This window comes from Burkholderia sp. SIMBA_051 (assembly GCF_046534915.1).
Taxonomy (GTDB): Bacteria; Pseudomonadota; Gammaproteobacteria; order Burkholderiales; family Burkholderiaceae; genus Burkholderia; species Burkholderia ambifaria.
Genome location: NZ_JAWRXS010000006.1, coordinates 404,575 through 423,256 on the forward strand (window position 1 = coordinate 404,575; position 18,682 = coordinate 423,256).

Annotated in this window: 20 protein-coding genes; 10 read left to right on the forward strand and 10 right to left on the reverse strand. The window is 66.8% G+C overall.

Features of this window, described 5'->3' with window-relative positions; genetic code table 11:
• Positions 1–27: 27 nt before the first annotated feature.
• Both SB771_RS17490 and SB771_RS17495 read left to right on the forward strand, forming a co-directional pair.
• Positions 28–897, forward strand: coding sequence for a carbohydrate ABC transporter permease (locus tag SB771_RS17490; protein ID WP_105833311.1), 870 nt, complete (start codon positions 28–30; stop codon positions 895–897).
• Entirely contained in the window at positions 894–1,754 is an 861-nt protein-coding gene (locus SB771_RS17495; RefSeq protein ID WP_175658989.1) for a carbohydrate ABC transporter permease, read from the forward strand. The genes SB771_RS17490 and SB771_RS17495 overlap by 4 nt, the downstream gene beginning before the upstream one ends.
• A 9-nt stretch (positions 1,755–1,763) precedes the next feature.
• Here the strand turns inward: SB771_RS17495 and SB771_RS17500 are convergent, their stop codons facing one another.
• Positions 1,764–2,786 (reverse strand): LacI family DNA-binding transcriptional regulator, encoded by a 1,023-nt coding sequence (locus tag SB771_RS17500; protein ID WP_175658990.1) that lies wholly within the window; start codon positions 2,784–2,786, stop codon positions 1,764–1,766.
• Positions 2,787–2,792: 6 nt separating this feature from the next.
• Between SB771_RS17500 and SB771_RS17505 the strand changes: the two genes are divergently transcribed.
• Both SB771_RS17505 and SB771_RS17510 read left to right on the forward strand, forming a co-directional pair.
• A complete protein-coding gene (locus tag SB771_RS17505; protein ID WP_175658991.1) occupies positions 2,793–3,713 on the forward strand; it encodes a phosphatidylinositol-specific phospholipase C in 921 nt (306 codons plus the stop codon).
• A gap of 269 nt (positions 3,714–3,982) precedes the next feature.
• Positions 3,983–4,411 carry a hypothetical protein gene (locus tag SB771_RS17510; RefSeq protein ID WP_175658992.1) on the forward strand — a complete coding sequence of 143 codons (429 nt, stop codon included), beginning with the start codon at positions 3,983–3,985 and terminating at the stop codon, positions 4,409–4,411.
• A 93-nt stretch (positions 4,412–4,504) separates the two neighbouring features.
• Here SB771_RS17510 and SB771_RS17515 read toward each other — a convergent pair whose 3' ends face one another.
• Positions 4,505–5,116: a LysE family translocator gene (locus SB771_RS17515; protein WP_006753652.1), complete on the reverse strand. Its 612-nt coding sequence runs from the start codon at positions 5,114–5,116 to the stop codon at positions 4,505–4,507.
• Between the two features lie 83 nt (positions 5,117–5,199).
• Between SB771_RS17515 and SB771_RS17520 the strand changes: the two genes are divergently transcribed.
• Positions 5,200–5,727, forward strand: a complete 528-nt coding sequence (locus SB771_RS17520; protein WP_175659737.1) for a GNAT family N-acetyltransferase — start codon at positions 5,200–5,202, stop codon at positions 5,725–5,727.
• Between the two features lie 15 nt (positions 5,728–5,742).
• Here SB771_RS17520 and SB771_RS17525 read toward each other — a convergent pair whose 3' ends face one another.
• The 4 genes from SB771_RS17525 to SB771_RS17540 all read right to left on the reverse strand — a co-directional run bounded on the left by SB771_RS17525 (position 5,743) and on the right by SB771_RS17540 (position 9,601).
• Positions 5,743–6,804 (reverse strand): alkene reductase, encoded by a 1,062-nt coding sequence (locus SB771_RS17525; RefSeq protein ID WP_175658993.1) that lies wholly within the window; start codon positions 6,802–6,804, stop codon positions 5,743–5,745.
• A 71-nt stretch (positions 6,805–6,875) separates the two neighbouring features.
• Positions 6,876–7,184: an ArsR/SmtB family transcription factor gene (locus SB771_RS17530; RefSeq protein WP_175658994.1), complete on the reverse strand. Its 309-nt coding sequence runs from the start codon at positions 7,182–7,184 to the stop codon at positions 6,876–6,878.
• A 187-nt stretch (positions 7,185–7,371) separates the two neighbouring features.
• The gene (locus tag SB771_RS17535; RefSeq protein WP_175658995.1) at positions 7,372–8,265 is read right to left on the reverse strand and encodes an amidohydrolase family protein; all 894 of its coding nucleotides are present in this window, start codon (positions 8,263–8,265) and stop codon (positions 7,372–7,374) included.
• A gap of 64 nt (positions 8,266–8,329) precedes the next feature.
• Positions 8,330–9,601, reverse strand: coding sequence for an MFS transporter (locus SB771_RS17540; RefSeq protein WP_175705330.1), 1,272 nt, complete (start codon positions 9,599–9,601; stop codon positions 8,330–8,332).
• A 141-nt stretch (positions 9,602–9,742) separates the two neighbouring features.
• On the opposite strand from SB771_RS17540, the gene SB771_RS17545 reads away from it, so the two are divergent.
• Entirely contained in the window at positions 9,743–10,630 is an 888-nt protein-coding gene (locus tag SB771_RS17545) for a LysR family transcriptional regulator (RefSeq protein ID WP_165753702.1), read from the forward strand.
• A gap of 88 nt (positions 10,631–10,718) precedes the next feature.
• Here SB771_RS17545 and gcvA read toward each other — a convergent pair whose 3' ends face one another.
• A complete protein-coding gene (gene gcvA, locus SB771_RS17550; protein WP_175705322.1) occupies positions 10,719–11,618 on the reverse strand; it encodes a transcriptional regulator GcvA in 900 nt (299 codons plus the stop codon).
• 121 nt (positions 11,619–11,739) lie between these two features.
• Between gcvA and SB771_RS17555 the strand changes: the two genes are divergently transcribed.
• On the forward strand, positions 11,740–12,444 hold the full coding sequence (locus tag SB771_RS17555) for an SDR family oxidoreductase (RefSeq protein WP_175658997.1): 705 nt from the start codon (positions 11,740–11,742) through the stop codon (positions 12,442–12,444).
• 48 nt (positions 12,445–12,492) lie between these two features.
• Here SB771_RS17555 and SB771_RS17560 read toward each other — a convergent pair whose 3' ends face one another.
• The 3 genes from SB771_RS17560 to SB771_RS17570 all read right to left on the reverse strand — a co-directional run bounded on the left by SB771_RS17560 (position 12,493) and on the right by SB771_RS17570 (position 15,057).
• Complete coding sequence (locus SB771_RS17560) at positions 12,493–13,632, reverse strand: patatin-like phospholipase family protein (RefSeq protein ID WP_175658998.1); 1,140 nt, start codon at positions 13,630–13,632, stop codon at positions 12,493–12,495.
• A 115-nt stretch (positions 13,633–13,747) separates the two neighbouring features.
• Positions 13,748–14,089, reverse strand: coding sequence for a cupredoxin family copper-binding protein (locus SB771_RS17565; protein WP_165753423.1), 342 nt, complete (start codon positions 14,087–14,089; stop codon positions 13,748–13,750).
• Positions 14,090–14,112: 23 nt separating this feature from the next.
• Complete coding sequence (locus SB771_RS17570; protein WP_175658999.1) at positions 14,113–15,057, reverse strand: metallophosphoesterase family protein; 945 nt, start codon at positions 15,055–15,057, stop codon at positions 14,113–14,115.
• Positions 15,058–15,312: 255 nt separating this feature from the next.
• On the opposite strand from SB771_RS17570, the gene SB771_RS17575 reads away from it, so the two are divergent.
• Genes SB771_RS17575 through SB771_RS17585 form a run of 3 tightly spaced genes read left to right on the forward strand, consistent with a single transcriptional unit; the run spans position 15,313 to position 18,615 of the window.
• The gene (locus SB771_RS17575; protein ID WP_175659000.1) at positions 15,313–15,450 is read left to right on the forward strand and encodes a hypothetical protein; all 138 of its coding nucleotides are present in this window, start codon (positions 15,313–15,315) and stop codon (positions 15,448–15,450) included.
• A 52-nt stretch (positions 15,451–15,502) separates the two neighbouring features.
• Complete coding sequence (locus tag SB771_RS17580) at positions 15,503–17,257, forward strand: ABC transporter permease (protein ID WP_175659001.1); 1,755 nt, start codon at positions 15,503–15,505, stop codon at positions 17,255–17,257.
• An 11-nt stretch (positions 17,258–17,268) separates the two neighbouring features.
• A complete protein-coding gene (locus SB771_RS17585) occupies positions 17,269–18,615 on the forward strand; it encodes an AAA-associated domain-containing protein (RefSeq protein ID WP_175659002.1) in 1,347 nt (448 codons plus the stop codon).
• The last annotated feature ends 67 nt before the right edge of the window (positions 18,616–18,682 follow it).

Here is an 18,682-nt window from a genome sequence, read left to right on the forward strand (position 1 = left end):
CCGTCGCGCATCGCCCGGAATCCGCGCATGAAAGCCCTCGGCCGCAGCCTGCCGTTCGTCGCGCTGCTCGGCCCCGCGCTGCTGGTGCTGGCCGCGCTCGCGCTGTACCCGGTCGCGCAGGTGCTGGTCGACTCGTTCTGCCGGGTCGACTATGCGGCCGGCCGGCGCACGTTCGCCGGGCTCGCGAACTATCGCGCGGTGCTTGGCGACGATGCGTTCACAGCCGGCTTCGGCAACACGCTGCGCTTCACGATCGTGGCCTCGCTCGCCGAAGTCGCGCTCGGCTTCGGCCTCGCGCTGCTGTTCGTGCGCGCGTTTCCGGGGCGGCGCATCGCGCTGCCGCTCGCGATCCTGCCGATGATGCTGTCCACGCTCGTGTGCTCGGCGATCTGGCGCAACTGGCTCAACTTCGACGGCTTCCTGAACGCGCTGCTCGCCGCGTTCGGCATCGAAGGCGTGCGCTGGCTGTCCGATCCGCATCTTGCGTTGTGGTCGCTCGCGCTCGTCGACGTGTGGCAGTGGACGCCGATGGCGTTCCTGATCGTGCTGGCCGGGCTGCAATCGATCCCGCAGGAACTGTACGAAGCCGCGCGCACCGACGGCGCGAGCGAATGGCAGTGCCTGCGCGACATCACGCTGCCGCTCGCGGCGCCGCAGATCGGCCTCGCGCTGCTGCTGCGCTCGATCGACACGTTCAAGCTGTTCGACAAGGTCTATGCGCTGACGGGCGGCGGCCCCGGCAACGCGACGCAGACGCTGTCGACCTACATCTACGACACGGGCTTCCGCTTCTTCAACGTCGGGCCGGCGAGTGCCGCGTCGGTGCTGATGCTCGCGGCGTCCGCGCTGCTTGTTTCGGGGTACGTATGGCAGACGGTTCGCAAGCGGCGCGCATGACGGCGCGATCCGCAGGCATCGCGCACGCGCGAACGGGCGCCGCATTCGGTCGCGCGGTGCCGTGGGCGCTGCGCGTCGTCGCGCTCGCGCTGTTGCTGCTGCCGTGCCTGTGGATGGCCGGCGCGGCGTTCATGCCGACGCTCGAGCGCCTCGATCATCCGCTGCGGATCTGGCCGGCCGCGCCGACGCTCGAGCATTTCGTGTCGGTGTGGTCGAACGGCATCGGCGCGCCGCTCGCCAATTCGCTGCTGGTCGGATTCGGCACGACGCTGCTCGCGCTGACGCTCGCGTTTCCGGCCGCGTATGCACTCGTGCGGCTGCGGTTTCCCGCGCGGCTCGACCTACTGTTCCTGATGCTCGTGCTGGCACTGAAGCTGATGCCGCCGATCACGATCGCCGTGCCGCTGTTCGCGCTCGCGAAGCGGCTGCATCTGCTCGACTCGACGCTCGGGCTGATGCTCGCTTACCAGATCTATGCGCTGCCGATGGCGATCTGGATGCTGCTCGCGTTCGTGCGCGACGTGCCGGTCGAATACGAGGAAGCCGCGTGCATCGACGGCGCGGGGCTCGCGCGGCGGCTCGTGCAGATCGTGCTGCCGCTGTGCGCGCCGGGGCTGATCGCGACCGCGATCTTCGTGTTCATCGCCGCGTGGAACGAATTCCTGATCGCGCTGCTGTTCGTATCGACGCCGAGCCGCTTCACGCTGCCGCTCGCGATTGCCGGCTACGTGACGGAGAACGGCATCGACTGGGGCGACCTGATGAGCGCGGGGCTGCTGGCGTCGCTGCCGACGCTCGCCGTGGCCGGCTACGTGCAGCGCTATCTGTTGCGCGGCTTCGCCGGCGGGCTGAAGTGACCCGACGCGTTACGCGCAGCTATGCCGGACCACGTGCGTAACCGGGACGACGCGCGTGCGCGATGCACCGTCGAACCTCTGGATCCGGTCGGCGAGCAGGTCGACGGCCGCGTGCGCGAGGCCTTGCGTATCCTGGCGCAATGTCGTGAGCCGATACGCATCGTATGCGGCGGCGGGGATGTCGTCGAAGCCGATCACGCGCAGGTCGTCGGGCACGCGCAGGCCGAATGCGTCGCGTGCGGCGTCGACCACGCCGAGCGCGAGCAGGTCGGACGAGCAGAACACGCCGTCCGGGCGCTCGCCGGATGCGAACAGTTGCCGCGCGGCATCGATGCCGCACGCATGCGTGTCGGAGCGCGTATCGATCACGCGGACGAGCGCCGCATCGAATGCGTCACCGCGTTGCAGCCCCTGCGCGAACGCATCCGCGCGTGAGCGCGCGCTGTAGCTCGTGGTACGCGGCCCGACGAACGCGAGCCGGCGCGCGCCGGCCCGCACGAGCCGTTGCGCGGCGTGGGCGGCCCCCGCCGCGTTGTCGCTGACGACGACATCCGCGCCCGGCAGGTTCGCGTCGCGATTGATCATCACGACGGGAATCCGGTGGTCGAGATACTGCCGCGCGACCGACAGCGGCGGCGACGCGGACGTCATCACGAGGCCCGCGATCCGGTAGCTGAGCAAACGTTCGAGCGATTGGCGGACCTGATGCGGGTCGTCGGCGTTGGTCACGAGCGGCGTGAACGCGCGCTGGCCGAGCGCCGCCATCAGGTCCGACAGCAGCCGCGCACGGAACGGATTCTCGAACCCGGCCGTCACGACGCCGATCATGCTGCTGCGCTGCGTGATCATGTCGCGCGCGATCAGGTTGACCTGGTAGCCGAGCGCGCGCGCGGCCACCATCACGCGTTCGCGCGTTTCGGGCGCGATGCTTGCCGTCGGCGAGAACGCGCGCGACACAGCGGAGCGCGACACGCCGGCCCGCACGGCGACATCCGATGCCGTCACCCACGTTTTTCTTTCCTTGTCAGTCATCGATTCATGATCCCTTCGCGACTCGAAGCCCCCACGCCGCTGGCCGACTGGATGTCGGCGCTCGACGACGCGCGGCCGCTGCCTACGCTGACCCTACCGGGCAGCCATGACACCTGTGCGTATACCGTCGACGATCCGCTCGTGCGCACGCAGCGCGCGCCGCTCGACGCGCAGCTTGCGCACGGCGTGCGCCTGCTCGACATCCGGTGCCGGCATCGGTGCGATACGTTCGACATTCATCACGGCGGGATCGCGCTCGGCATGTCGTTCGACGACGTGCTCGCGGATTGCACGCGCTTTCTCGATGCGCATCCGCGCGAATGCATCGTGATGTCGGTGAAGGACGAGTGGCCCGCGCACGCATGCACGCGCGGTTTCGAGGCAACGTTCGATGCGCATTGCGCGCGGCATCCGCAGCTGCGCTGGCACGCAGGCGGCGCGCTGCCAGCGCTCGGCGCCGTGCGCGGCGCGGTGGTGTTGTTGCGGCGGTTTCGCAGCCGCCGGCCGCTCGGCATTGACCTGACCGCGTGGCCCGACAATGCGACCTTCACGATCGATCATCCCGATGCGGCGTTCGTGATTCAGGATGAATACCGTGTGCCCGTCGTCGGGTCGATCCACTACAAGTGGCGCGTGATCGACGCGCTGCTGACCGGCATGCCGTCGCCGGAGAGCGGCCGCTGGGCGATCAATTTCTGCAGCGGTACGGGGATGGGCGCGAACCCTTCGGTGGTCGCGCGCGGCGATGGCAGGGTGCAGGGGATTCACGCGCGGCTCGCGGAGCGGTTGCGCGAGCTGCGTGGCCCGTGTGGCGCGGTGCTGCTCGATTTCTGCGACGACGATGACTGGGCGTTGGTGCGGGCGCTGGTGGCGTGCAACGATCACGCGCCTGCGTCGGGCGAGCGGTGCAGGTCGATGGGCTGCTAGTACCGACCGGCTCCCGTGAAGATCGGCCCGTTGCCGAATGTGTGACGCGCGGTCCATGTTGCGAACCGATGCCGACGGATAAGGTTGAACCGTCCGTGGGCGTGCGCGGTTCGATCGAGCCCGTCGGCGGATATCCGCATGTTTTTCAACTCGGCGGGGCGCGACGGGCACCGCGTGCCAGGCTCGCGCCGGCTCGGGAATGGCTTCGTGGAAAGCCGCGCCGGCGGCTACGCGAACCTTCCGCCACGCAGACTGCAAGGAGAGAGGTCATGGCAACGCTCGTCAACATCACGAAGGACACCCCGAATGCGGTGCAGATCTGGGGCTTTCACGACCGCTGCACCGTCAGGGACGTCGCAGCGGCACTCAATACCATCGCGGCCGGGCTGAGCGGCGATGGGCACACGATTCACATCATGTCGGGAACGCACGGCTATTGCGCGGGGCAGGTCGGCGCGGTCGCCACGCGAGATCAGCGATTCGCCGCGGAAGACCGGGCGCTGGCCTCGCCGAAGACGAAGGACAACAGGCCGGTCGCGGTTGCGGTGCACGACTTCAATACGGCCAAGCTGCCCGCGCCGGATTACGTGACCGCAGCAATGGCGAAGCTGAACGGTGACATGCGCGCGATCGTGCAGGGCGACGCGGGCACCGCGACGTTCCTGCTGGCCTATTGCTGCAGCGCCGGAACGCCGTAACGTGCTGTGGTGTGCGGCGGCGGCGGCGGGCGTGGCGGCTCGCCGCCCGCCCGGCCCGTTCCGCGACGACGAAATGTCGTGCGAATGCGCCGCTCAACGCGTCGCGATCGCCACCGCCGCACCCGCCATCGCGGTCGCGCTCGTGCGGTTCGCAATCCGCTTCGCGCGGGCCGAAGTGAGGAACGCGCGCGCACGTGAAGCGAGCAGCGACCAGAAGCAATCAGCGAGGATCAGGATCGCGAGCATCGTGCCGACGAGCTCGGCCCACGCGACGACCCCGACATGCGTCAGGTCGACGATCGTCGGCAGCAGTGCGAGATAGAACAGCATGATCTTCGGGTTGCCGAGCGTGACTAGCGTGCCCGCGACGAACATGCGCCACGGCGACTGGCCGCGCGGCAGGTCGTCGGCCTGCGTATCGGTCGGCGCGGTCCACATCTTCCACGCGAGGAACAGCAGATACGCGACGCCGAGCAGCTTCAACACGAGCAGGCCCGTCGCGAACGTGCGCGCGAACGCGGACAGCCCGGCGACGGCCAGCGTGAGCCACAGCGCCTCGCCGATCCACATCGCGGCGAGGAACGGCAGCACGTCGCGCACGCCGTTCGTCAGCACGCGCGCGACGAGCGCGGCGACGCTCGGGCCGGGCGTGCCGGCGGTGACGAGCAGGGCGATGGCGAATACGGCGAGCGCGGACAGCGTCATGACGAACCTCGTAGGCAGGGACGTTCGAAAGGTATGAAGTTTCGATTATAGTGACGGCCGTTTCCCCCGCCTATCTCGTCGTGATGACAGCATCGATCCGGATTCGTCCCGCCACGCGGGAAGACGCGGCCGCCATGGCCGCCGTGGAAGTGGCCGCCGCCCAGCGCTTTCGCGCCATCGGCATGGTCGATATCGCCGAAGGCGAACCGACCGATGCGGCCGACGTGCTCGCGCGCATCGACGACGGTCGCGCGTATGTCGCAACGGACGATGAAGGGACGTGCGTGGGCTTCGCGTTCTACCGGCTGCTCGATGCGCAGCGGCTGTATCTGGAGGAACTGGATGTCGCGCCGTCGCATGCGGGGCAGCGGATCGGCGCGCGCCTGATCGAACGGATCATGACGCGCGCCGCGCAAGACGGCATTGTCGAGGTCGTGCTGTCGACGTTCCGCGATGCACCGTGGAATGCGCCGTACTACGCGCGCCTCGGTTTCCACATCGTCGACGACGCAGCGCTCGACCACACACTGCACGCGATTCGCGCACATCACGTTGCACGCGGCCTCGACGAGACGCAGCGCGTGTTCATGCGCGCCGACGTGCGCGCATGAACGTGTCGCCGGCCGTCAGGCCGCGTCGCTGAGCGCCGGGTAGTCGGTGTAACCCGTTTCGCCTTCGGCGTAGAACGTCTCCGGCACCGGCTTGTTCAGCGGTGCGCCGATTTCGAGGCGGCGCGGCAGGTCCGGGTTCGCGATGAACAGCTTGCCCCACGCGATCGCATCGGCGTTGCCGCTGGCGAGCGCGTCCTGCGCGGATTCGAGCGTGAATTGCTCGTTCGCGATCAGCGGGCCGCCGAACGCTTCCTTCAGCCGCGGGCTCAGGTGGTCGCCCGAATACGACTCGCGCGTGAAGATGAACGCGATCTTGCGGCGGCCGAGTTCGCGCGCGACATAGCCGAACGTTGCAGCCGGATCGGAATCGCCCATCGTGTGCGCATCGCCGCGCGGTGCGAGGTGCACGCCGACACGGCCCGCGCCCCACACGTCGATCGCCGCGTCGACCACTTCGAGCAGCAGGCGCGCGCGATTTTCGATCGGGCCGCCGTACGCGTCGGTGCGGTGATTGGTGCTGTCCTGCAGGAACTGGTCGAGGAGGTAGCCGTTCGCGCCGTGGATCTCGACGCCGTCGAAACCGGCCTTCTTCGCGTTCTCCGCGCCCTTGCGGTACGCGGCGACGATGCCGGGGATTTCATCGAGTTCGAGCGCGCGCGGCGTCACGTACGGACGCTGCGGGCGCACGAGGCTGACGTGGCCGCCCGCGGCGATCGGGCTCGGCGCGACCGGCAGGTCGCCGTTCAGGAACATCGGATCGGAGATCCTGCCGACGTGCCACAGCTGCAGCACCATGCGGCCGCCGGCCGCGTGCACGGCCTGGGTCACGCGCTTCCAGCCTTCGACCTGCTCGTCGGACCAGATGCCGGGGGTGTCCGCATAGCCGACGCCCTGCGGCGTGACCGAGGTCGCTTCGCTGATGATCAGGCCGGCCGACGCACGCTCGGCGTAATAGCGGGCCATCAGGTCGTTCGGCACGCGCGTCGCGCCCGCGCGGGAGCGGGTGAGCGGTGCCATCACGATGCGGTTCGGCAGGGTCAGGTCGCCGAGGGTAACGGGGTCGAACAGGGTGGGCATGGCAAATAACCTCTTCACGAAAGGCGGGGTGGCCGTCGCGTCGTGCGCGGCGGTGGCCCGCATGGCCTGGGTCAGAGTTCGCGGCGCAGAGCGTCGAGAAATGCGTCGATGACGGCCTCGTTGCGCTGGAAGAACGCCCACTGGCCGATCCGCGTCGACGTCACGAGCCCCGCGCGTTGCAGCGTCGCGAGGTGCGCGGAGACGGTCGACTGCGACAGCCCGCAGCGCGCGTCGATCTGCCCGGCGCAGACGCCGTGGTCGTACGGCAGCGTCTGCTCGGGGAAATGCGCGCCCGGCGTTTTCAGCCAGACGAGGATTTCCCGGCGCAGCGGGTTCGAAAGCGCTTTCAGGATCGCGTCGATGTCGAGTTCGGTCGGCATGGAAAGGGCGTGGTGTTTCGGCGTTCGTTGGGAACACCGGCGCAAACAGGTATCGTCGATGGGCGAATCATATATCGGGAAAAGACGATACGTTGGAAGGCACTGCCGCGAGTGGGGTTGTTTATCGGTCTCCGGGCACGGCCCGTCGAGCGGCGTCCTTCTACTGCGGGGTGCGTATTCGTGCACGCTAAAACCTGAAAAGCTCCGCCGCGGAGGTCGTCATCACTCTGTCTCTGGCAGCACGGTCGGGAATCCAGTATTCCAATGCGTTCAGGGCCCCGTCATAGTCGATCAGATGACGATGCTGCGTGTGAGGCCAGTCGCTACCCCAGACCATGCGCTCGGGGCCGAACGAATCGAGCAGCGCGGTGGCAAGCGCGCGTCCGTGCTCGATGCCGTTCGAATTTTCGGCGCTGCGATAGGCGGCGGAGAGCTTGACCCAAACGTTGCCGGAGGCGGCCGTCGACTGCAAATGGCGAAAGCCGGCATCCGCGGCGCGCAGCCGCGCATCGGGCCGCCCGAAGTGATCGACGACGACCGTGCAATCGTGTCGAAGCAGCGCATCGAGCACGACCGGCAGAGCATCCGCATTCGCTTGAACTTCGACATGCCAACGTAGTGCGTTCAAGCGTGCGAGGAGCGCGGACCATCGGCCATCGCGGAAATCCGGCAGTGCAACCCCTATCAAATTCAGCCGCGCACCGATGATATGTGCGGCGTCCAGCGCTTCCAGCTCGGCATCCGTGACCTCTGGCGCGACAACGGCAACACCGCGAAAGCGTCGCGGATAGCGCTCGCATACCGCGCGGAGGAACCCGTTGTCGGTGCCGAGAAAGCTCGGCTGCACCAGCACGCCTTGGGAGAGACCGTGCGCCGCGAGCTGCGCGACATATTGATCGAGCGTTGCATCGTAGTCGGGCGCGTGACGGCGGTGTGCCGCGAGCGGCAGGCCTTGCACGAAGATGTGCGCGTGCGCGTCGACCCCGGTGATGCCTGTCGCGGTTTCGTCGAGCCAAGCCAGGGACGCGGGGGACAGGCCGTCGAAGGGAGCGGCCGGGGGTGCGGGCGGGAAGCGGTCCATCGTGTCGGGTGCGTGAAATCAAATTGACGTTGGAGCGATGCATCGACGTACGCGTGCCGCGCGCTCAGTGGCGCGAGATGGCCTGCGCGCCGTTCTCGTGCGGCGACGCGACGAGCCGGCGCCGAGTGTCTGGCAACATCAGCGCGGCGACGACGACGAGGCCGTACGCGGCGCCCGCGTCGATGCCCAGCGCCGCACCGAGCGACATCGATCCGCTCATGTGACCGATCAGCACCGGAAATGCAGCCGATGCGATGCGGCCGAAGTTGTAGCAGAAGCCGACACCGGTGCCGCGCACGCCTTGCGGATACAACTCGTTGAAGAGCGCGCCGAGCGTCGCGGGAATGCCGGCTGAAAAGAGGCCGAGCGGAAAGCTCAGGAGCAGCATCGTGGTGTCGCTGATCGGCAGCAACGTGTAGACGTTGACCATCACCGCACAGCAGACGGCAAACAGGATCACGTTCCAGCGTCGTCCGATGCGGTCCTGCAACCAGGCGCTCACGAAACATCCGATGATGAATGCGACGATGACGACCGCGAGATAACCGCCGGTGCCCAGGATTGAGAGATGGCGCTCGGTCTTCAGATACGTCGGCAGCCACGTCGTGATCGCATGGTAGCCGCCGTGCGCGCCCAGTCCGATCAGGCCGCCGACGATCGTCGTGCGTATCACCGCAGGATCGAAAATGCCGGCGGCAATGCTGAATACGCCGCGGCGCGCGGAATCGTCGGTTTCAGTTTGCGGCTCGCGCGGCGGCTCGGCCACGTTGCGGCGCAGGTAAAGAACGAGCAGGGCCGGCACGAGACCGATCGCGAACAGAACGCGCCAGGCCCATTGCGGCGAAACGAGCGAGAACACGGCCATATAGAGCAGCACCGCGGCGCCCCAGCCGAATCCCCACGCGCTCTGCACGATGCCCATCGCCTTGCCGCGATGCCGCGGGTTCATCGTTTCGCTGAGCAGGACGGCGCCCGCCGTCCATTCGCCGCCGAAGCCGATGCCTTGCAGCGCCTTCAGCACAAGCAGCTGCTCGAAGGTTTGCGCGAACGCACTCAGAAACGTGAAGAGCGAGAACCAGATCACCGTGATCTGCAGTGCGCGAACCCGGCCGACGCGATCGGACAGGATGCCGGCGAGCAATCCGCCGAGCGCGCCGGCCACGAGCGTCGCACCGCCGATCAATCCTGCCTGACCTTTGCTGATGCCCCACGTGGCGAGAAGCGCCGGGATCACGAGGGAAAAGACCTGCGTATCGACGGCGTCGAGCGCCCATCCGCCGAAGCAGCTCCACAGTGTTCGCCGCTCGTTGGGCGTGATTTCCTCATACCAGCGCATGGTCGTCTCCTGGTGCAGGCCGCTGCGAAGTTGGACGGGCGGCCGCTGTTGATCGATTTGACGCCATTCTATGAACGTCAGGAACGCGTGCATACTATGAAAACGTTGTTCATTCATAGCATCTTGATATGGAAGGCGATCATGGAATCGATTCGCACGCTCAAATACTTTCTCGCGATCGTCGATGCGGGAAGCGTCACCGGCGCGGCGGCGCAGCTCGGGATAGCGCAGCCGGCGCTCAGCCAGGCCATGACGCGGCTGGAGAAGGATCTCGGCACGAAGCTGCTCGCGCGCACGCGTCGCGGCGCGGCGCTGACGCCCGCGGGCGAAGCGATCGCGGAGGACATTCGCCTGAGTGTGTCGAGGATCGAGGCGGCGGAAAAGCGGGCCCGCGATATCGGCGCGCAACGTGGCGGCAGGCTGACCATCGGTTTCGCGTCAGCGGCGCTGTTCGAGGTCATGCCCCGCGCGATCGCCGCATTGCGTGACGCGATTCCCGATGTCGAGCTGACGTTGCGGGAAATGAGCAACGCGGAGCAGGCCAGCGCGCTGGAATCCGGCGAAATAGATATCGGGTTGCTGCATACGCCTGTTGCGGTCCGAGGCCGGATGCGCGAAAAGCTGATCGTCCGCGAACGCTTGCACGCGGTCGTGCCGGCGTCGCATCCGCTGGGCGAGGATGGCAAGCTCGGCCTCGCGGAACTGGCGAGCATGGGTTTGGTATGGTTTCCGCACGGACAGCTGCCGGTGGTGCGGGCCGGCATCCTCAGTGCGTTTCGCAAGTTCGGTTGCGAAGCCAATGTCGTTCAGGATGCCAATCGATCGCTGACGGTGCTCGCATGCGTGGCCGCCGGTTGCGGCGCGTCACTGTTGCCGCGATCCGTCAAGGCGATCCAGTTTGCGGGCGTGCGCGTGTGCGAAGTGCGCGAAGGCGACGCGCTGCCGCTCTTCGAACTCAGCGCGATCTGGCCGCATCGTTCGCGTCCGACACTGGCCGACAAGTTTGCGGCGCTGCTGAACAGCGGTTGATGCAGGCTCGCGGCCGGAAGGCGCGGGATCGGCGCTATCGCATGCGATGCTTCCTTGTCGTTCGTCAATCGCTGCGGGTGCCCGCCGATCACGCTTTCCCGTACTGCGCAAACAGCCAGCGCCGCATCGCCTGCAACGCTTCCGAATGCGCATTGGCCTGCGGGAAGACGACGTAAAACCCGAGCGACATCGGAAACGAAAAATCGAACACGCGGCGCAGCCTGCCTTCCGCGATGTCGCGCTCGACGAGCGGCTCGCTGGTCAGCGCGATGCCTTGACCGGCGACCGCGGCGTCGATCGCAAGCAGCGACTGGCTGAATCTCGGCCCTTTCGTCGGATCGGCCTGACCCTTTCCACCGAGCTTCTCGATGAACTCGGGCCACAGATCGTGCGCGTCGTGCAACAGCGCATGCGTCGACAAGTCCGCGGGCGTGCGGATCGGCGGGCCGCCGTCGAGCAGTGTGGGGCTGGCGACGGCGAAGATGTCGAGCGGAGCCAGCAACTCCGCGGCGAGGCCGGCCGGGAATGGCGGCTTGCTGAGGCGAATCGCGATGTCGACGCCGTCGGCCCGAAACGACGCAAGCCTTTCGTCGGCGATGACGCGAACCTCGATGTCGGGGTGCAGCCGGCCGAAGTCCGCCAGGCGCGGAATCAGCCACTTCGACGCGAACGACGGCGTCGTGCTGACCGCCAGCACCGTCGGGCGCTCGCCCAGGGCGTCCGTGGCGTCGGAGATGATCTGCAGCGCGCGCTGGACCGACGAAAAATACTCGAGCCCTTCGCGTGTCAGCGCAAGCCCCCTGGGCAAGCGCCGAAACAGCTGAACCTCCACGACGTCCTCCAGATGCCGGACTTGCTGCGCGACCGCACCCTGGGTCACGCCGAGTTCGTCGGCGGCCAGCCGGAAATTGAGGTGGCGCGCGGCGGCCTCGAACGCGCGAAGCGCATTGAGCGGCGGGAACCGGCGGGTACGCAACAGAGCGGTCATTCAGTAGAAATTCTGCAGGGTGGATGGAGAAATCATCGTTCGACAAGCCGATTATAGGGCCCTAGAGTGGGCGCTTTGGAACGATGATCGCGGCGCAAGCCGACCTATCCGGGAGAGCGGCATGACTGTAGAGAAAGTGGCTTTGGTGACGGCGGCGGGGAAGGGCATGGGCGCTGCAATCGCGCGCGACCTCGCGAACAACGGTTATCGCGTCGCGCTGATGTCGCCGTCCGGCAGCGCGGTCGAGCTGGCGCAGGAACTGGGTGGTTTTGGCGTTGCCGGGTCCGTTACCGACGACGCCGACATCGAGCGTTTCGTCAACGAGACGCTCGCGAAGTACGGCCGTATCGACGCGGTCGTCAACAACACCGGACATCCGCCGAAGGGCGACTTGCTCGCCATCGAGGACGACAAGTGGCACGAAGGGCTCGACCTGATCGTGCTCAACGTCCTTCGCGTGCTGCGCCGCGTGACGCCCGTCTTCCTGAAGCAGGGCGGCGGCGCGGTGGTCAATATTTCGAGCTTCGCGGCCGACGCGCCCGAGCAGGCGATGCCGGTGTCGTCCGCGCTGCGCGCGGCGCTGAGTTCGGTCACGCGCCTGTACGCCGATCGGTATGCGAAGGACAACATTCGCATCAATTCGGTGCTGCCGGGCTTCATCGACAGCTGGCCGGAGACGCCCGAGATCGTTGCCCGCATTCCGGTCGGCCGTTTCGGCAAGACGCAGGAGATCGCGCAGACCGTGAGGTTCCTGCTGTCGGACGGCGCCGGCTACATCACCGGGCAGAACATTCGGGTCGACGGCGGCATCGTGCGCGCGCTGTAAGCCGGATCCACGGCGGGACGATGCGCGGGCAGATGGCCGCCCGCGGCATCAGTTGTGCCGTTCGCCGATCCTGTTCTCCTCCGGACTCCAGACGCTGAGCCCTTGCGTCGGGTCCAGCGGCAGCTCCCACGGGCGCGCGGCGATCGCCTGCATCGTCGCGTCGAACCCGGCCTGGCGGCGCGCCGCGATGCCGTCCGGCGTGAAATCGATGTCCTTCCACTGATCGTCGCCGTCGAGGCGCGGCGCCGCGAGCTTGATCACGTGCATCGTGGTCTGGCAGCCCCACGCGGCGAGCGCCTGCACGTCGGGCGACTTGCGTTCGGCCTCCGGCAGCCGCATGACCAGTTCCTTGATCACGTGGCGCAGCCCGTGAATCTGCTGTTGCCGCGCGATGTTGCTGTCCGTGCGGCTCGCATACTGGATGTCCTTCTGCCGCTCCGACACCTGCCAGATGCTTTGCGGCTCGGGCCCGACCGGATTCCACATCTGCACCGAGAAGATGATCGAGCTGCGGCGCGGCGCGTCGTCCAGCACGACCTCCACCGGCGTATTCGAATAGATGCCGCCGTCCCAGTAGGGCGCGCCGTCGACCCGCACGGCCGGGAACGCGGGCGGCAGCGCACCCGAGCTCATCACGTGGTCGAGGTCGAGCGGCCGGTCGCGTGAATCGAAATAGCGCATCGTGCCGGTGCACGCGTTGACCGCGCCGACGGTCAGCCGTGGCCGGCGCGCGTTCAGCAGGTCGAGATCGACCAGCGACGCGAGCGTGTCGCGCAGCGGCTCGACCAGGTAGTAGGACGCGTGCTCCACGCCGACGCGCGCGAGCGGCCCCAGCCATGCGGCAGGATTCGGCCGGAAGAATCCCGGGATGCCGGCGCTGATGACCGCGAGTTCGGCGCCGATCTTGTCCCAGGTCGTCGGGAAGCCCGGCACGTTCACGGCGGGCCGTTCGGTCACGTGGCGCCAGAATTCGGCCATCCGCTGCGCGCGGTGTCCGGGTGCGTTGCCGGCAATCAGCGCCGCGTTGATCGCGCCGATCGACGTGCCGATGACCCAGTCGGGCTGGATGCCCGACGCGTCCAGCGCCTCGAATACGCCGAGCTGGTATGCGCCCAGCGCGCCGCCGCCCTGAAGCACGAGCACGACCTGGCCCGGCAGTTTCGGATGTGCGGGTTGACTTGCCGTCATCGCTTTCCTCGCAGTCGGTGACGGCCGGCGGGTTCCGGCCGAATGGAACCAGTGTAGGCGATCGACGCGCACCGTCCGTCATGCCGGATCGTTGCGCGTGCCGCGGCGCGCCGTGTCATTCCACGGTGATGGTCTCCTTCATGTACGGATGAATCCCGCAGAACACCTTGTAGACGCCCGGCTTGTCGAAGCGGAACGAGTAGGTCTCGTCCTGGTCGAGCGCTTTCGAACGAAAGATGCCCGCGTCGTTGACGACGGTGTGCGGTTCCGCGTCAAGGTTCTTCCACGTGATCGTCGCGCCGGCCTTGATCGTGGTCGACATCGGCGAAAACATGAAATTGCGGATCGTCACGAGCGGGCCGGCCGGGGTTTGCGCGAACGCGGCGAGCGGCGTGCCGGCGGCGGCCGCGCACAGGATCAGCGCGGCCGGCAGCATCGAGGGCTTGAAGAAGGTCATGTCGGTCTCCTTGCGTATCCGGATCAGGCGAGCGTCGTGTCGCGCAGTGATGCTGTCGTGGGATGGCCGGCGAAATCGACGGTCGTTACGCCGAGCATCGCGGGCAGCCGGTCGCGCGGCACCGTGAGCGGCACCGGGCCCGGGCCGTTGCCGGCGGTCGGCTGCGGGAACGCGGTGGAGCGCGCGGTATGGAACGTCACGTTGCCCTCGACCTTCGACACGATCTGGTGGATGTGCCCGTTCAGCACGGTGACCGAGCCGAAGCGGCGCAGCAACGCCATCGTCTGCGGCGCATCGCCGGTGCCCCAGCCCCACGGCTCGTAGATCGTCCACATCGGCATGTGCGAGAACACGACGATCGGCGTGCTCGACGACTGGCCCTTCAGGTCCTGCGCGAGCCATGCGAGCTGTTCGTCGCCGAAGCTGCCGAGCCCGTTCGGCTTGAAGTGCATCACGTTGACGAGCGCGACGAAGTGCACGCCCGCATGATCGAAGCTGTAGTAGCCGCGGTTGTCCGACGCCTTGCCGAACCGGCTGAAATATTCGGCGCCCGAACCGTCGGTCACGTCGTGTTCGCCGGGCACCGTGTGCAGTTCCGGCACGCGCAGCGCGGACAGCAACTGCGACGCATGGTCGAATTCCTCCGGTTTGGACAAGTGCGTGATGTCGCCGGTATGGATCGTGAGCGCGGGCGCGGTGGACATTCCGTTGACGAGATCGATGGTCTGCCGCAGCGTGGCCGCGACGTCCGGATTCGCGTCCTTGTTGAAGCCGATATGCGTGTCGCTGATCTGGACGAACAGTGGCCGGCCCGCCTTCGCGGGGACGACGGCGCCGTTTTGCGCGAGCGCGAGATCGAACGGCGTCAGGATGCCGCCCGACAACGTAAACAGCGTGCCGAGTCCGCCGAACGCCATGCATTGCAGGGCCTTGCGGCGCGACGGGCGGGTTGGGGTCGATGAAGACATGGGAGCCTCGCAATCGTATGACGTAACCGGACGGCCGGATCGTCCTGGAATATGCCGGCGCATTCGCATGCCATACCGGCGCGGCGACGGATTTATTCCCGCGTGTTACGACGTTGTGCGCCGCTGCTTACGGCTTGCGGCGCGATGACGAAGCGCCGGCGCATGACGTGTCAATGTCTTGTAAGTGACACGTCACAGTTGCGTCATCCGCGCCCGATAGCCTGCGACACCGAATCACCTTCTCCGGAGCCCCTCATGCTGAATCTCGCGGCTACGGAAGCCAGCGGTGCGGCCAGTCATCGCACGCGCATCCTCAGCCTGGCGCTGCCTTGTCAGGTTGCCGGCAATCGTCCGCCCGACGCCTGGGAATTTGTTCCGGGCCGCACGCGCTGACGCGGCGGTCGGCCGCCCCCCATCGATTTTCAATTCGACCAAGACGCTACCGATGGATATCCGTTTCTTCGACCCGAATCGCACCGCCAACGCATCCGCGTGGCGCGTGCTCCCCAATCGCTGGGATGCGGTCGCATTTCCGTTGATCATCGGCATACTCGCGATGGCGATCGTCGGCTTCCATCAGACGCTGGCGCCGATCGCGACCCTGCAGAGCCAGAAGATCTCGCTCGATCCGTCGAACCTGCCCGAATACGCGTTGCGCACCACGCTGCGCATGCTCGCCGCGATGGTGGCCTCGCTCGTGTTCACGCTGGTCTACGGCACGCTCGCCGCGAAAAGCCGCCGCATCGGCATGGTGTTGATCCCGATCCTCGACATCCTGCAGTCGGTGCCGGTGCTCGGCTACATCTCGTTTACGGTCACGTTCTTCCTCGCGCTGTTCCCGGGCCGCGTGCTCGGCGCCGAGCTCGCGGCGATCTTCGCGATCTTCACGAGCCAGGCGTGGAACATGACATTCAGCTTCTACCAGTCGCTGCGCACGGTGCCGCGCGACCTGAGCGAAGTGTCGCGCGGCTTTCACCTGACGTCGTGGCAGCGCTTCTGGAAGCTCGAGGTGCCGTTCTCGATGCCCGGGCTGATCTGGAACATGATGATGTCGATGTCGGGCGGCTGGTTCTTCGTCGTCGCATCGGAGGCCATCACCGTCGGCAACCAGACGATCACGCTGCCGGGAATTGGCGCATATCTCGCGCAGGCAATCTCGGACAAGAACCTCGGCGCGGTGGGCTGGGTGATCGTCGCGATGTCGGTCGTGATTCTCGCGTACGACCAGTTCCTGTTCCGTCCGCTCGTCGCGTGGGCCGACAAGTTCCGGATGGAGAACACCGCGTCGGGCGATGCGCCGCAATCGTGGCTGCTCGACATGATGCGTCGTACGCACCTGATCCATCAGTTGCTGGTGCCCGCCGGCTGGCTGCTGTCGCAGGCCGCGCGGATTCCGTTGCGCGCGCCGTCGCGGAACGGCGCTCGCTCGCGCGCTGCGTCGATGCGCGGTTCGTCGCGCATCGGCGATATCGTGTGGGGAACGTTCGTCATCCTGATCACGGTGTATGTCGCATGGCGCGTCGTCAGCTTCGTCGCGACCGGCGTGACGATGGCCGACGTCGGCCACGTACTCGTGCTCGGTCTCATCACGCTGCTGCGCGTGCTGGTGCTGATCGCGATCGCGTCGGTGGTCTGGGTGCCGCTCGGCGTGCTGATCGGGCTGCGCCCCGCGCTCGCCGAGAAGATCCAGCCGCTCGCGCAGTTCCTCGCCGCGTTCCCGGCGAACCTGCTGTTTCCGGTGTTCGTGATCGTCATCGTCCACTTCCACCTGAACGCGGACATCTGGCTGTCGCCACTGATCGTGCTCGGCACGCAGTGGTACATCCTGTTCAACGTGATCGCCGGCGCGATGTCCTATCCGAACGACTACAAGGAAGCGACGAAGAATTTCCGCATCCGCGGCTGGCAGTGGTGGCGCCAGGCGATCCTGCCCGGCATCTTCCCGTACTACGTGACCGGCGCAATCACCGCGTCGGGCGGCGCGTGGAACGCGAGCATCGTGTCCGAGTTCGTGCAGTGGGGCGACACGAAGGTCGTCGCGCACGGCCTCGGCTCGTACATCGCGCAGACTACTGCCGCTGGCGACTTCCCGAAGATCATCCTGGGCATTGCCGTGATGTCCCTGTTCGTTACCTTGTTCAACCGTCTGCTGTGGCGTCCGATGTACGCCTATGCGGAATCCCGGCTCCGTCTCGATTGAGAGTAAGCGCGATGCAAAATTCGACCGTTATCAACGCCCCCGTCAAGACGTCCCAGCCGTTGCAGCCGCCGCGCCTCGGCGAGGAAATCCTGCGTGTCGATCACGTCTGCCGCGGCTTCAACAAGACGCAGGGTGAGTTGCTCGTGCTCGACGATGCGAACCTGTCGCTGCGCGAAGGCGAGATCGTCGGGCTGCTCGGCCGTTCGGGCTCGGGCAAGTCGACGCTGCTGCGGATCATCGCCGGGCTGATCGAGCCGACCGGCGGTGAAGTGACCTATCTCGGCAAGCCGCTGCGCGGCCCGGCCGAAGGCGTCGCGATGGTGTTCCAGACCTTCGCGCTGTTCCCGTGGCTGACCGTGTTGCAGAATGTGGAAGCGGGGCTGGAGGCGCTGGGTGTCGGCGCACGCGAGCGGCGCGAACGCGCGCTCGCCGCGATCGACCTGATTGGTCTCGACGGCTTCGAGAACGCGTATCCGCGCGAGTTGTCGGGCGGCATGCGCCAGCGCGTCGGTTTCGCGCGCGCGCTCGTCGTCGATCCGACGATCCTGTTGATGGACGAGCCGTTTTCGGCTCTCGACGTGCTGACGGCCGAAACGCTGCGTACCGACCTGCTGGATTTGTGGACGCAAGGCCGGATGCCGATCAAGTCGGTGCTGATCGTCACCCACAACATCGAGGAAGCGGTGTTCATGTGCGACCGGATCCTCGTGCTGTCGTCGAACCCGGGCCGCGTGATCGCCGAGATCAAGGTGCCGTTCAAGCATCCGCGCAACCGGCTTGACACCGAGTTCCGCAAGCTGGTCGACGACATCTACGCGAAGATGACCGCGCGCCAGACCGGCGAGGCGACGAAGAAGGGGCTGGAGCTTGGCAGCTGGCTGCCGCGGGTGTCGACCAACCTGATGGCCGGCCTGATCGAGACGCTCGCGATGGCGCCGTACCACGGCCGCGCCGACATGCCGGAAATCGCGCGTACGTTGCATCTGGAAGTGGACGAGCTGTTCCCGATCGCCGAAGTGCTGCAGTACCTTGGTTTTGCGGATGTGCGGGAAGGGGACGTGTTCCTGACGCCGCCTGCACGCGTGTTCGCGGAGTTCGGCACGCAGGAGCGCAAGCTGATGTTCGCCGATCACCTGCTCAAGCACGTGCCGCTCGCCGCGCGGATCAAGAAGGTGCTGAACGAGCGCCCGGGCCATCGCGCGCCGCGCGTGCGCTTCGAGCAGGAGCTGGAGGATTTTCTGTCGGACGGTGCGGCCGAGGAGACGCTCGACGCGGTGATCGACTGGGGGCGTTACGGCGAAGTCTTTTCGTATAACGACAAGACGGAGGTGTTTAGTCTTGAGGATGTGGAGTCGTGAAGACTGCGAGTAGACACGTACGGGTGCCCGACGACGTCGATAGCTGAAAGCTCATGCCCGAATGACG